Here is a 13,570-nt window from a genome sequence, read left to right as displayed (position 1 = left end):
TAACAACGGCGCTGTTCCGAAGCCGGATCAAAGCGCCGTGGTGCATGGGCATGCGGCGGCTGTTGGGGCGGATAGGAATAGGTTAGAGGGGGTTAGTGGGTAGGGGGGCGGTGCGTGGTGGAAGTGTGATAGTTGGGTAATAAGGGCCCGCGATGCTTGGCGGAATTTATCTAGATTGCTAGAAAGCAATTTGTGAGCTGTCTTGTCGGAAAGAATGTGTTCAATGAATAATTCTATAAGTCGTATTACCTCATCGGTTATTAGTATGTTGTAGGTAGTAAAAGTATCGTTGGACGGTTGTTCATATTCTTTTTTATCATATCGAGTTACAAGTAACTCATCGTATGATCCATGAATTGATGATGATGGAAACATCTGATACAGTATGTATGAGTTTGAATTTCCAATCTCGTCTAATATTTTATTGTATTTTGGCATTTTTCTATTTTTAATAACTGGATTTCTTTTTTTTCCTGAAGAATTATATATGACATCAATGGCCTTGTTCATGGTTCTTGAGTATTCATCGCATTCTTGTGTGTCTGGATAGAAATTTTTTTTTGAGTACTCAAATCTTTTTTCGATATTATTCAGACCATCTTCAATATATATATCGAAGCTATTTTTATCTGTATGGGTGAAAATCCATTGGAGTCTCGTAATGCTCTCAATTGCACATCTGTGAAGAATGGAAGTTACATACTTGTCATAGTTGAGTTTGTTCAATTCAAGAGATGAATTAATTAAGGATATTATCCTGATTATGGTGCCTGACGTTATCATACATTCAAGTTTGTTTATGGCGATAAGTGTATTGTCATTTTTTTCTGTTGTTGATGCTATAAACTCTAGTATTTTGAGTGTTATTTTGATGCGCGCGTTTACTGTATTCTCTAAATCTGTTTTATTTTTGAAAACAGGTAATTCGGTGGCAGAGGATATGGTGTCCCAAATTGGATGTTGAGCCCAATTCAGAGTTGTTGTTTTGAGATCTCCGTTGGTCATGGTCTGATATCCCTTATGTCGGATGGCTACGGTTGGTGTGCGAGTGATGCCTTTTGACATCGAAAATTAGTTTTTGTAAAGATTGTGCACATCAATAGCGGTGGTTTTTTACTAGTCCTCGGTCTTGCTGTCCTTAGGTGGGCTTTATTCCGCCACCTCTTGACACCCACCACCCCTCTCTGTAATCCTGACCTCCTCAAATCAAACGGACTCCCCCGAGTCCCGCGCATCCGTGCGCTTTAGTCGGGGCTTTTTTATGCGCTTTTCCCTGTATCCTAGGGATAGGTGCATCCCAATTTGACTGCTTTTGCCGCATGACCGTCATCATGTGGTAAATATAGCGGCCAAGTGTCCGGTAGCCGTGAGGCCCGGGGGTTCCGTTTGAACCTGAGAGCACTTGGTCGCTCTTTTTTTGGCTTTCTCTCAAATCTCAAATCAAACGGAGGCCCATCATGACCCGTAATCTCAACAACAACTCCGATGTTGTTCTCCAACTCTACGAACTGGCCGGCGGCATGCGCTTTATCTGCGATGCCCTGCAGGACGGCCCGAGCGAGCTGCTCGGCCTGCTGCGGCTGGTTGGCGAACGCATAGAAGACTGCGCCGCACGCCTTGATGATGCGCACCTGCATGTGCGGGAGTGAGGGGTGGGGTGAGGGATGGTGTAGGGATGGTGTAGGGATGGTGTAGGTAGTGTAGGAATGGAGAAGCCCCGCTGTAATGGCGGGGCTTTCTATATTATTTATCATGTCTATAAATGTGGCAGCGACGCATATTTTCGCCAAACTGGGAGGCGATATGCGTAAGTTGACTGTTGCGTTTGTGTGCGCTCTGGCGGTGCTTGTGTCAGCGGCCTATGCGCAAGATGGTGTGGTGTATAGGGTGGATCCGTATGAGCAGGTTCAGTTCGGGTTGCCAGAGGGTACTTCTTCCCAAAATCTGATTGTTCGCAGGGTTATCTATGTTCTGAGCAATAACCCGTATACCAAGTTTGCGGACTGGGTAGGGTACAAGCTGGATGTGAACAGTGTGACGGGGGCAAGTGAAAGGGATCGAAATTGGAAGCGAGATCCTGACCTGCCCAAGGAAGAAACGCTTTCTCCGAGTGATTATGATGGGGCGTTTAATGCCCTGAAGATGGATCGGGGGCATCAGGCGCCTTTGGCATCATTTAAGGGGACGCCGTATTGGTGGCTGACAAACTACCTTTCGAACATAACGCCTCAGAGGATGAAGCTGAATCGTGGGCCGTGGGCCAAGCTTGAACATGATGTGCGATCGCTGGCAGAGCGAGAACCTGTTTATGTGATTACTGGCACTTTGTATGAACGCGAGATGCCTAAATTGCCGAATGCGAAAAAAGACCACCAGATACCTTCCGGCTACTGGAAGATCATAGGAGTTGAGGATCTGGACGCTAGGCCTGGTCAGCCGCCTATGCGGGTTGCAGGGTATATCTTTGAGCAGAATGCCACAGAATCAAATCCTATGAGTCAGTACCTGGTTACCGTGGATGAGATTGAACGGCGCACAGGCTTCAACTTCTACCCGGATCTTCCTGATGACGTGGAGGAGCTGATGGAGAGCTGTAATACTCTTGAAGTGCAATAGGTCGTGTGAGTGGTGCAAAAGGAGGCCCCGCCGGATGGCGGGGCTTTTGGGTGGTGCTATTTGAATGGGCAAATGTTGTCTGGGTTTTGGGCGCATTGCCGCTTGGCGGTGTTGTAAGGCATGCAGTTTTTGCAATCTTCTCGGGGTGCTTTTTGGGAAAGTTCGTAAAAAGCTCTGTTGTTGTATACTGTGAAGGTGGTGACGAGCAGGGTTAGTGTCATTATTCTTTGCGATATTATTAGGCAAAGTGTTGTGATGTCTTGGTAAATGTCTGGAATGCAATTTAGTTTTGATTTTAATATATTTATTGTTCCGTATTCTTCTTTAATTGGTTGTAGGGTGTCGATTGAGAATGTTAATTGGTTGTCAAGGCTTGTCATGATTGGTTTTATGTAGCTTATAGTAATATCGCCTTCCATTGATGAGTATAGTATAGAGAATATAAATATCATTTCAATATATGATTTTGCTGCAAGTGTTATTCTCTCATGTGCAGTTATTTGAGATGATGATGTCTTGCTGCAAAGTTTATCGTTTATATCATCCGTAAATGCGATTACTATTTCATTAAATCTGTGTATGAGGTATATTATTAATAGTATGTGTGTATTCGTAAAAATTGTGCTTATGTATACTGCTGTGTGAGCTATCGGAAGATATATTGCTGGAGATAGTGCTTTGTTTGACTTGTTGAATAATAATATATATATTAATGTACAAATATATAGTATTGCTGACGATGCAATTATGTTGTGTTCCTTTTTGTATATAATATATGATATAAACAACGTTACTGAAAATAGTACATCAATATTATTTCTTGATAATATGTGAGATTTTAGTTTTAGAGGATGATTTTTAAGAATTTTTTTTTGGAAATAGTACGATAATCTAGTTGTTGATATCACTAAAAGGAAAGCTGCATATAACATTTCTTTTATATTGGTGTATTTAGGATCTTTTTTTGATGCATATATATCTATAATTATGATGGAAACTATTATTGATAGCAGTGTAAATATTGTGTTAAGCATAGTCGTTTGCTGCTTCTATTAGAGTTTGAATGGTGTGTATGCTTTTAGATGACTTGTGCAACATCCGATGGCAGTTCGAACAGACCGGCACTAAATCCTGCACTGGATCCACTTCCCTCTCCCCATCCTCTTCGTGCAACGGATTCACATGATGAATCTCAATGAATCCTTGTCCCAGCGGGCCATAGAACTTCTCAAAGTTAAACCCGCAAACCACACAATTTAGTCCGTGATGCTTGATGGCCGCCAGCCTGTTGGCCTGACTGCGCTTGCGCACGATGGAGCTACGATTTGTTAGCGTTCCTTCCATCCGAGGTCTGGGGTGGAATTCTTCGTCACGTAAGTGGAAGTTTTCATCGTTATTTTCTGTAACAATCGATAGATTGTATGAATCTTGGCGTTCTGTTTTTGTAAACAGGAGCATTTTAGAGGTGTTTGGTGGCAGGAGCGCGCAATGTTTCTTGATCATCTTGGAAAGATCGGTGCGCCAAACTAAAGACGAACGTGTCTTTGTTGGGTCTGTTCTAAGTGTCACTTGATATTCTTGGCCATAAAATTCAAGAAGAATATCCCGCATTTTTGCTTTTGGATCTGCTCCAAAATAGAATCGAACATTCTTAGGTATGCGGGTCATTTTGTGCTTTATGCATGATTGGTCGACTGTTTTTAATATCTCGCTTGTAGATAATATTTCCCAAGTTTTGCTAGATATTGGGTATTGAGGTATGTCGCGTTTTAAAGCCATGTCTGGAATAATAGAGTCAAGTATCTTTTGGTAATTGAAATGTGGTTTGTATCCGAAAATGTGCGGGAAATTGTTATTTGCCAAAGCAGCGCTGATGTTTTGATGTTTCCATTCAATAGATCCATCGCTTCTATTTGGTAGAAGTTCTGATAGTTTGTTTCTGAATTTGGTTTTGTTATAGGAAATTCCTGATAGTTCAAGTTTAAGCATGGAGAAGTAGGATTCTGCTGCTAGCTCTACTTCTCTGCGTGACCATTTTTCCATTCTAACCCCCTGCAGTTCTGTGCGAAAAGTAAAACCGGTATGGATTGCTTTCTACTATCAAGCCCGGTTCCACATATCCAGAAAAAACGCCGCCGCCGGAAAAAATCGAACTCCTCCGCCCCACGCCTTCGGAGTTTTTGGGGCGATTTTGTGCAACAAAAATGCGCGTGCAACAGGGGCTTAAAGCAGGCGCGGTGCGGGCTGAACAGGAGGATGGCCTTTTGCACACTGTGCAAGAGATTGCAAAAAAGTGCCAAATCTCGGGAGTGGGTAAGATGGAGTCGTGGGGCCGGAGCCCTGATGGATAGCGGAACGGATATGTTTTTTCCGTCCCCGCTTCACGCAATATGCGTAAAGCTATGAGGGGCAGGAGGGGGAGCAGGAATTGCGTAAAGGCCGCATTGCGCAAGGGGGGGATGGGCGGCGGCAGAGGGCCGGAAAATGGCAAAATTTGGCGCAAAAAACTTTACGCAAACTTTACGCAAATTTTACGCATTGTGCGTAAAAAAATGCCCGATTCTGACTAGTATTGAACAGTACAAGAAAAGGCCTGACTAGGTGTAAATCCTTGTCAGGCCTTAATTTCTCTGGAGCCAGTAGTCAGAATCGAACTGACGACCTACTGATTACGAATCAGTTGCTCTGCCGACTGAGCTATACTGGCAAATTGAGAAGGGCCTTATATCGCTATGGCCCATGAGCGTCAAGTCTTTCTTGATTGTCTTCAGCAGTCTGTTTTTGGTGGTACAGTCCTGTTGCTTTTTATCATGCCCTTGCCTTTGTCCTGTCGCTACATTGAGAGATGGGAGATATGTTCTTTAGCAGGAAAACTATGCATCCGGGGGAGGCGGGAGACGGGCATGGTAGGAATCAGCTATTCAGATTGGCATGGCAGGTTGACGGGGTTGGCGGAAAACCTTGTCAGCCTGTTGTCGTTGCCTAAGGCGACAGAGCAGTGCGGGACGTATTTGGCTCGTATTCTTGGCGAATACTTCAAGGCTGACTATGGGGTAGTGTTTTTGTGCAGCCGCAGTGTCGAGAAGGGTAGATGTGTCCAGATTGGGGCGTATGGCGCTTTGTGTCCCGACATGCGGTGCACTGAGCGTGCTGTCCGGGTGGCGCATGCGTTACGTGAACAGGATGCCGTTCTTTGTCTGGGTGAAGCTGAAATCGCAGATCTGCAGGTCGAGGGAGGGGTGTGTTCCGGTAGCCGGGCGATACTGTTTATTCCTCTCGATTGTGCTGGCAGTCGTATCGGGGCGGTGGTGCTCTCCTTGCCGGAGCCGGTGGCAGATGCAGATCTGCTTGAGCTGCTTCAACAAAATGCCAGATCCTATGCCTATACTCTTCGAAATGCCGTTGTGCATGACGATGTTGAGCGCGAAGTGGAATTTCGGCTGGTTGATGTGCCGGAATCCCGCAGCATCATGTCGCTTGCGGCTCAGGAGTATCGGGCCATTTTTGAGAATGCCGCCGTGGGTATCATACACTGTGCTTTGAACGGTGACTTTCTCAAGGCAAACAGCCGGTTTCTTGATATTTGTGGATATGACAACATGGCATTGAGCAGGCTTCGTCTGGAGGATTTGACCCATCCTGATGACATGCAGATCGATGCCGCTGAATATGATGCTCTGCTGGCGGGCAGGGTGTCCTCCCATCAGGTTGAAAAGCGTTTGATAAAGCGCAGTGGTGAGACCATCTGGGTAAATATGGTTGCTTCGTTGCTGCGCACCAGAGAAGGTGCGCCATATTGTTTTGTCTGGGTTGTGGATGATGTGACAGAACGAAAGGGGTTGGAGGCTACCCAGCATTTCTTGTTGAACTATGGCTGGTCTGAGGGAGGCAATGTCTTTTTTGAGGCGCTGTCGAAGTTTCTGGCAGAACGGCTTGAGATGGATTTTGTGTGCATCGATCTGCTTGAAGGCGACGGGCTTATGGCCGAGACGGTCGCCGTGTACTATGATGGAGCATTTCAGGACAACATTCGCTATGCACTGAAAGATACCCCGTGCGGCGAAGTGGTTGGAGAAGATGTGTGCTGCTATCCTCATTCCGTTCGAGCTTTGTTCCCGAAAGATGAGGTGCTGCAGGAGATGTGTGCCGAGAGTTATGTTGGCGTGACTCTCTGGGGTGCCGGACATAAACCTGTTGGCCTTATTGCGGTTATCAGTCGCAGGCCGCTGGTAAACTCGTCTCTGGCGGAATCCGTGCTGAAGTTGGTCGGTATGCGGGCTGCCGGAGAAATGGAGCGACTCAAGGCGGAAGAGGAGATTCAAAGAGCCAGAGAGCAGGCGGAAACTGCCAATAGATCCAAAAGCGAGTTTCTGGCCAATATGAGCCATGAGATACGGACGCCCCTGAATGGTATCATGGGGATGCTGCAATTGCTGGAATATGCCCGACTCCCGGAAACGGAAAGCGAGCATGTGCACTTTGCTCTGGAGGCAGGAAGACGACTTTTGGCCTTGCTGAGTGATATTCTCGATTTTTCACGGATTGAGGCGGGAATGATGGTGCTGAAGGAAGAGCGGTTCAGTCTGACGGATGCTCTTGAAGTGGTTAAGCGGGTGCTTGATCTTGCAGCGCGGAAGAAGGGCCTGGATGTAGTTGTGGACGTGGATTCGTCCGTGCCTCCATGGCTCGTGGGAGATGAGGCGCGGGTTCGGCAGGTTCTCTTTAACCTGATGGGCAACTCTATCAAGTTCACCGAGTCCGGTGGCGTGAAGGTGCGGGCATGGGCGACTAAAGAGGGTGGCAATGGTGTCGAGCCCGGGGGATTGATGTTGCATCTGCAGGTGGAGGATAGTGGTTGTGGTATGTCTCCTGACCTGCAACGGGTCATGTTTGACCGGTTTACGCAGGCGGATGATTCTGGCGGGCGTTTGCAGCAGGGGGTGGGGTTGGGGTTGTCCATCGTGAAGCGTATTGTCGACCTGATGTCCGGTTCCATCTCTGTGAGAAGCAGCTTGGGGGCGGGCACGGTCATGAGTTTGCAATTGCCTGTGCGTGAGGGCGTATTTATCCCGGATGATGTGGGTAGCGAAGTGTGGCCTGGTGATGCAAAACCCAAGGCAAAGAATGGCGGGCATAATCTGCTGTTAGTGGAAGATGAGCGTGTGAGCCGCATGGCAATGCAAAGGCTACTGGAGGCCCATGGTTGTTCGGTGACGACGGCTGCGGGTGGTCGGGAGGCGCTTGATATCCTTTCGGAGCAAGCCTTCGACTGCATACTCATGGATATAGAAATGCCTGATATGAATGGTGTTGAAGTTGCCAAACGTATTCGCACTTCACGAGGCCTCGCCGGGGTTCCCATTGTGGCGTTGACGGCCTATGCCTTGTCCGGAGACAGGGAACGCTTTCTGGAGGCTGGTATGGATGAGTATGTCAGCAAGCCTGTTGAAATGCAGGAGTTGATGCGTGTTTTGGACAGGGTGCTCAAGTGAGGTTGCTTGGAGTTTTGTAAAACATACTGAATATATTGAATTTGCATCCCCGTTGCTCGTCGGTGGCGGGGATGTTTTGCGTCTGACACATCGAACAGTTGTTGAATAGTTGTATTTATTTTTTAAAAATTGATATATCATGTTTACATATAGTGATAACTTTGCTAGAAAGTATTCAATTAAACAACTAGAGAGCAGCTATACAACAATGGTAAGAGAAGCATACAGTCTTCGGGAAATAGGTCGGCGGTTGGATATCCCCCCGTCAACCATCTCGTATTACAAGGACAGGTTCGCGCGATACATCCCCGTGGCCGGTGGGCAGGGGAGACGCGTGAAGTATCCGGCCGAGGCTGTAATTCTTTTTAGGGAGATCAGAGAGATGTTCACCAGAAATTGGTCCGCAGAGCAGGTTGAAGAGCAGTTGGCAGCCATGCAGCATGTGGCGACTGGAGTAACCGTGGAAGCTTTGTCTTTCAGGGGCGACGATTCTCTGAAGACCAAGGAATTTGTGCACGATCTTGCCGGCGTGTTGGACAAGATGTCTTCCGTTCTGGAAGCGCAGGCGCACTTTCGCGCGGAGATTGATCTGCTCCGGGATGAAGTGGCTCAGCTCCGGCAGGAGAAGGTGGCTCTGATCAGTTCCTATGAGTCGAAAATCGCTGAGATGGATGAAGAGATAGCCCGCTTCCGTAAAGAGCGGGCAGACCTCATGGGGCGCCTTATAAACGATTGCTGTACCGATGGCGTGCGTGCCGATATGCCGGATGCTTCCGTCATCTCCCGTCCGCTTGTGGTGAAGTCCGGGGGGGAATTCCTTGGAGTGGCAGGTAAGGGCAAGCCCTTCTCCCTGCGGGATCTCATTGCCTTGCTCAAGCGTAATGCCGGGTCACAGAAGGTTCAGCGCATGGATTGGGAGCAGGAGGACGATGTCTGGCGGTTGCGTATTGAGACCGAGGATGAGTCCGGCAAGGGGCACGAGTATCATATGAATGTGGCGGCAACCGTAACGCCCAGCAAAAATGCCGTTACCGAGCTCAGGGAAATGACTGTGGACGGCGAAGCCGTGCCGGACAAATTTATTTTGATGCTCTTCAAAACCGTGAAAGACGGTCTTGAGCGATAGGTGACAGCGCTGTTCCGTGTGATGCGGGACGGATTACGATATTTTCGGAATTGGCGTGGCCCGGTCTACACCACTGCCAGTTCCATCTTACCCCAAATGGCGATGCGCCCGCCGCATTGTGCAAACACGCCCTCGATGCCCTGTGCTTCGAGGGCGGCGGCGTTTTCAGTGACCCGCTCTATGGCATCGGGTGACTTCAAAAGATTGCAGAAGGCTGTTGCGCATGCGTCGGCAAGGCTGCCGTCACGGGAGCGAACCGCGACGAGTTCACCTTTTCCCAGACTGAGAGAATGGCCGATGGTGGCGGATGAGGCACAGATGCTCACAGGGAATTCATTGCCGTGTATGACAATGCCTACGGTGGCATCGCTATGCGGGTCGGGCAGCAGGCCGGCGATACGGTCGCGTGTGGAGAGCATGTAAACGTCTCCGCCGTTTTCGACAATGAGTTCCGGACTTGCTGAGGCAAAGTTTTCACACACCATCTGGGAGATGGTTCCCGCAACAGCCGCCATGGGGCCAACGCCGGCGATGGCGGCTGCATTCGCCATGCGTTTGAGAACTTCGGCCGCAGAATCAGGCACGTATACCGGAGAATAGCTGTCGCGGAATTCAGGGTGCAGCATAATGTAGGATTTGAGCTGGCCGCGCAATGAGGCGACATAGGAGCTTATTTCGGCAGAAAGATCTGAGCAGGCGGTTACATGCAGGTCTGTCTCTTCCACAACGACTTGAAACGCCTGTTCACCATCATGTCTGGTGTACTGCTGGCGATAGTGGCGTAGTGGACTGAGATAGACGGTTTCTTTCATGGCGGGAGCTATACCCCCGTTGCAACAGGTTAGCAATCACTCTCGGGTGGCAAAATGGCGAACCGGGCAAAATGCTGCGTTGCATGTCTGCCAGACGGATAGCGGGATAGCGCTATATGGACAGGCATGCATCCTTTTCAGCGCAGATTCTTTGCTTGTGGAACGGCTTTCTGCAGGCACATTCCCGGGGCGCACTCAGAAAACAATCACGATGCGGCAGGTATCCAGCATGTTGTTCTCTCCGGTAAGCAAGCTGTGGAGCGTGGCGGCATCGTTTTCAGATACGGTGAGCGCCGAAGGGGTGCCGGAAACGGTGCCTGTAGCCTTGATGGTGAGCGGCAGATTGCCCACCCGTTGCAGTCGTTGGGCTGCGGGGATGCTGTCCATGTAGCGGACAAATCCTTCAGCCGCTGCGACTTGTCTGTTGAGGGTCTGGGAAGGAAAGATGAGGCCGTCCGGACCGTGCAGTTCAGGGCGCAGGCAGGGGGTGAAGCCGGAGCCTCTGGCATCCACCACCAGTCCGGAGTAGGAGGGAAGGGGGGGGGATTGTTGGGGGCGTGCCGGTGAATCCAGTTGTTTCCTCATCTCGGAGAGCGTGGTGCCCTGTCCGCTGATTGCGGACTCCACGCCGGAGATGCGCGTTTCCTGTTTATCCAGTGCCGCACGAAGAGCCTCCATCTGTGACATGAGAATATCAATCCGGCGTTCCAGTTCGCCTATGCGTTGGCGTGTGGCCGGGGGAAGGTCTTGTTCTCCCATGCCGTCTCTGGGGGGAGGTGTGCCCAGCGTTACCATGAGCATCTTGCCAAAGGCGCCGGTCAGCGGGAGGGAGACGGTGGCGTGGTATATGCCGTCATTGGTGATCCACGTGTTCTCTACCTGCGCGCCCTGTACGAACCCTTGTACCTGCGAGGCGATGACATCGTTCTGCACAAGGTAGTTGTTCACCACCGTGGTGGAGTCGATGCGCACTCCCTTCACCACTTCCAGCAGGTTGCGGCGGGCGTCCACCGCAGCTGCCCGCGTGCCCAGAAAACGGGCCTGGGCCTGACTTGCATTGGCGGGAACAACACCCATGCCTGAGCCTATGGCGCGCATATTCTGCCAGTCTATGTAACCGGAAGAGCCCATGGCTTCCTGCATGGGGTTGCCCAGCGCAGGCGAGAACAGGCAAAGCGTGCATAACAAGCTAATGATGGGAGTCAGGTATCGCATCGTGCTACCTCCGGTAGACGGATGTCATAGCTGTTGAAGGCATAGCGGAATCTACTCGCATTGCGGAGCTTCGGATTGCGGAGCTTCGGATTGAGGCGTTTCGGACAGCGGCGGCTCAGTGAGGATGTCTCCGAGCACGTTGATGCCGGTGGGCCAATAATTGCCGGAAGCGTCCGGCGTAAGCGGGGAAAAGTTCTGCATGTTGAACGGACTGTTTTTTTCGATGATCGAGCCGTGGATCGACAGGGCAGCTCCCTTGCCTTCCGTAACGATGCCACCCATGCCTTTGCAGTCGGCAATATGGCTGCAGGAAACTGTGACCCGTGCATTCTCCCTGACGTATATCCCAGCCTGTGCGGCATTCCGAATGCTTGTGTAGCGTAGCTCCGCTGTTGAGTCAGATATTGTCAGGCCTGTCATGGGGAGGTCGATTTCGACATATTGCAGATGGATTGTGGCGTTGTTCCTGATGGTGAGGCCGGACCAACTCCCTGAGGCGGCTGTATCGGATGCCGGAATAAAGCGAACCGGGTGGGTTTTACTGCCATGGGCTCGCAACGCGCCGCCCTCAAACGCTATCCCCGTGGCGGGGGAGAACCGGAGAGTGACCCCCGGTTCCATGAACAGCAGGCCGCCGTCAACAACGGTAATGGGGCGCTGTACGGTATACGGGGATCGGTCTGCTGTGAGGCGGACGGGTTCCTTGATGATGCCCCCCAGTTGCTGGTCGGCAAGACGAGCCTTGGCGAGAGCCTTGTCCGGTACGGGGACGACGCGCTGTGTCTGGGTGGGGACGCTTGCGTTGCCTGCCGCATCAACGGCCACAACGTAGAACCGCACGGGAGTGAAGTTGGCAAGCCCGCTGACAGTCATGGACAGGTCGCCCGAAGTGTGGATGCGGGAATACTCCACAGTGTCGCCTGCTGCCATGTAGACGTCATACTGTCGAACGTCCGGTGTAGGGCTTGCTTTCCAGCCAAGTTCCGCAGCCCCGTTGAGCGGGGTTGCGCGCAGGCCGAGCGGAGCCATGGGGGGCTTTGCGTCGATGCTGATCAGGCGGGTGCCTGCAAAGGCACTGGCAATGCCGCCTGCGGGGGTGATGATGTATCCGCGGGGAAGAATGTTCAGTGCCAGATCATCCGGAGCCACGGTGATGGTTCCCTCGTATACGGCACGGCTTTGCAGCGTCCTGAGGATTTCCTGTTCCTGTTCCGGGGTAAGCGGGTTGCCCGCAGCGCTCATGCGTGTCTTTATGGACTCAAGGGCGGGTTTGAAGCCGCTGGACTTGAGTTCGTCAGGCAGGGGTAGCAATGCGATTCCCGTCTTGTATCCGGGCAGGTCCACATAGGCTTCGCAGTCCGGGTCACCGGCAAGGCGGAAACGTATCTCGTTGCCAGTGCGGAAGTAGTCCCCTTGCGTGGCGACTGTGAAGAAATCCAGACGGGGCGACGGTGGAATTCGGCGCTGCAGGGATTCCGGCAGGCTTATTTCCAGCGATTGAACGATTTCACGGAACAGATCGTCTGTCTTGCGGTCGTATTGCTCATCACGGATGTTCCACGCCGAGGCAATGGTGCTGATTGCGAGACCTACGGGGCTTATGGCAACGCCGCCGCCAATCTCCCGGGAGATATGTTTGGCCCGCCACAGGAGCTTGCCGGATGCAAGGTCCGTAAGCTGAACTTCGCAGCCTACAGCAACCTGCGAGACGATACCCATGAAAAAACGGTCAAATGCGGTCACCTGTCCGGTGAGCACGGCATCCACTCCCAGTACGGAACGAAGCTTTTTGGAGTCGCTTGCCAGCAGGCTGTACGCGCTTTCCGCGTTCAGGCCGGCATTGGCAAGCAGGCGGTCCGTCTCATGCATCTCCTGATCGCTGAAGGGCAACGAGGCGACATGGTTGTACATGCCACGCCGGACAAGATCGGTGGGGGAGTAGTCTTCAGGGACGGATTTCCACTGCGTGGCATTGCCGGTGAAGGGCAGCACGGCGACCGAACGGGGGGTATGGCTTTTCATGGCGGGGAGCACTTCGTATTCCCCGTTGAACATGTTGAACGCATCGGAGGTCATGACCAGAGCGCTGCTCCGTCTTCCTCCCACCGCACAGCCGCCGAGCAGCAAGGCCGAGAGGAAAGCAAGCAGGACAAGGTCGGCGCGGAAGGTCCGTATCAGATGCATGGTGCCTCCGGTTGCTATGTCATGTCCATCGTATCGGCATGATGGAATGATCACTATAGCTTGTTACGAGGTCCATAACAAGCGAGCGGAGGCGAAGCGTCTTGTTCGTGCGGTGTCGGCAGGGG

10 protein-coding genes and 1 tRNA gene are annotated in these 13,570 nt (G+C 51.1%); 4 read left to right on the top strand and 7 right to left on the bottom strand.

Annotation, left to right across the window (positions count from 1 at the left end):
- Window positions 1-27: 27 nt before the first annotated feature.
- Complete coding sequence (locus N1030_RS07075) at window positions 28-1,005, bottom strand: DUF5677 domain-containing protein (protein ID WP_265828542.1); 978 nt, start codon at window positions 1,003-1,005, stop codon at window positions 28-30.
- Window positions 1,006-1,457: 452 nt separating this feature from the next.
- On the opposite strand from N1030_RS07075, the gene N1030_RS07070 reads away from it, so the two are divergent.
- Complete coding sequence (locus N1030_RS07070; protein ID WP_265828541.1) at window positions 1,458-1,649, top strand: hypothetical protein; 192 nt, start codon at window positions 1,458-1,460, stop codon at window positions 1,647-1,649.
- A gap of 154 nt (window positions 1,650-1,803) precedes the next feature.
- Window positions 1,804-2,616 carry a DNA/RNA non-specific endonuclease gene (locus N1030_RS07065; protein ID WP_265828540.1) on the top strand — a complete coding sequence of 271 codons (813 nt, stop codon included), beginning with the start codon at window positions 1,804-1,806 and terminating at the stop codon, window positions 2,614-2,616.
- A 56-nt stretch (window positions 2,617-2,672) separates the two neighbouring features.
- Here the strand turns inward: N1030_RS07065 and N1030_RS07060 are convergent, their stop codons facing one another.
- The 3 genes from N1030_RS07060 to N1030_RS07050 all read right to left on the bottom strand — a co-directional run bounded on the left by N1030_RS07060 (window position 2,673) and on the right by N1030_RS07050 (window position 5,323).
- Window positions 2,673-3,650, bottom strand: a complete 978-nt coding sequence (locus N1030_RS07060; protein WP_265828539.1) for a hypothetical protein — start codon at window positions 3,648-3,650, stop codon at window positions 2,673-2,675.
- The gene (locus tag N1030_RS07055) at window positions 3,643-4,659 is read right to left on the bottom strand and encodes an HNH endonuclease (RefSeq protein WP_265828538.1); all 1,017 of its coding nucleotides are present in this window, start codon (window positions 4,657-4,659) and stop codon (window positions 3,643-3,645) included. Before N1030_RS07055 ends, N1030_RS07060 begins: the two co-directional genes overlap by 8 nt.
- 588 nt (window positions 4,660-5,247) lie before the next feature.
- Window positions 5,248-5,323, bottom strand: a tRNA-Thr gene (locus N1030_RS07050).
- A 241-nt stretch (window positions 5,324-5,564) separates the two neighbouring features.
- Between N1030_RS07050 and N1030_RS07045 the strand changes: the two genes are divergently transcribed.
- Together N1030_RS07045 and N1030_RS07040 are read left to right on the top strand one after the other, a co-directional pair.
- Complete coding sequence (locus tag N1030_RS07045) at window positions 5,565-8,108, top strand: response regulator (protein WP_265828537.1); 2,544 nt, start codon at window positions 5,565-5,567, stop codon at window positions 8,106-8,108.
- Between the two features lie 139 nt (window positions 8,109-8,247).
- Window positions 8,248-9,234, top strand: coding sequence for a MerR family transcriptional regulator (locus N1030_RS07040; protein WP_338033330.1), 987 nt, complete (start codon window positions 8,248-8,250; stop codon window positions 9,232-9,234).
- 65 nt (window positions 9,235-9,299) lie between these two features.
- On the opposite strand, the gene N1030_RS07035 is transcribed toward N1030_RS07040, so the two are convergent.
- The 3 genes from N1030_RS07035 to N1030_RS07025 all read right to left on the bottom strand — a co-directional run bounded on the left by N1030_RS07035 (window position 9,300) and on the right by N1030_RS07025 (window position 13,445).
- Complete coding sequence (locus N1030_RS07035) at window positions 9,300-10,046, bottom strand: UPF0280 family protein (protein ID WP_265828535.1); 747 nt, start codon at window positions 10,044-10,046, stop codon at window positions 9,300-9,302.
- Window positions 10,047-10,241: 195 nt separating this feature from the next.
- Window positions 10,242-11,261, bottom strand: a complete 1,020-nt coding sequence (locus N1030_RS07030; RefSeq protein ID WP_265828534.1) for an LPP20 family lipoprotein — start codon at window positions 11,259-11,261, stop codon at window positions 10,242-10,244.
- A gap of 51 nt (window positions 11,262-11,312) precedes the next feature.
- Window positions 11,313-13,445, bottom strand: coding sequence for a GNA1162 family protein (locus N1030_RS07025; protein WP_265828533.1), 2,133 nt, complete (start codon window positions 13,443-13,445; stop codon window positions 11,313-11,315).
- Window positions 13,446-13,570 lie beyond the last annotated feature (125 nt).

The sequence above is a fragment of the Desulfovibrio mangrovi genome (assembly GCF_026230175.1).
In the GTDB taxonomy this organism is placed as follows: Bacteria; Desulfobacterota; Desulfovibrionia; order Desulfovibrionales; family Desulfovibrionaceae; genus Halodesulfovibrio; species Halodesulfovibrio mangrovi.
Note: the sequence above shows the minus strand (reverse complement) of the source record. Positions and strands in the feature narration are given on the sequence as shown.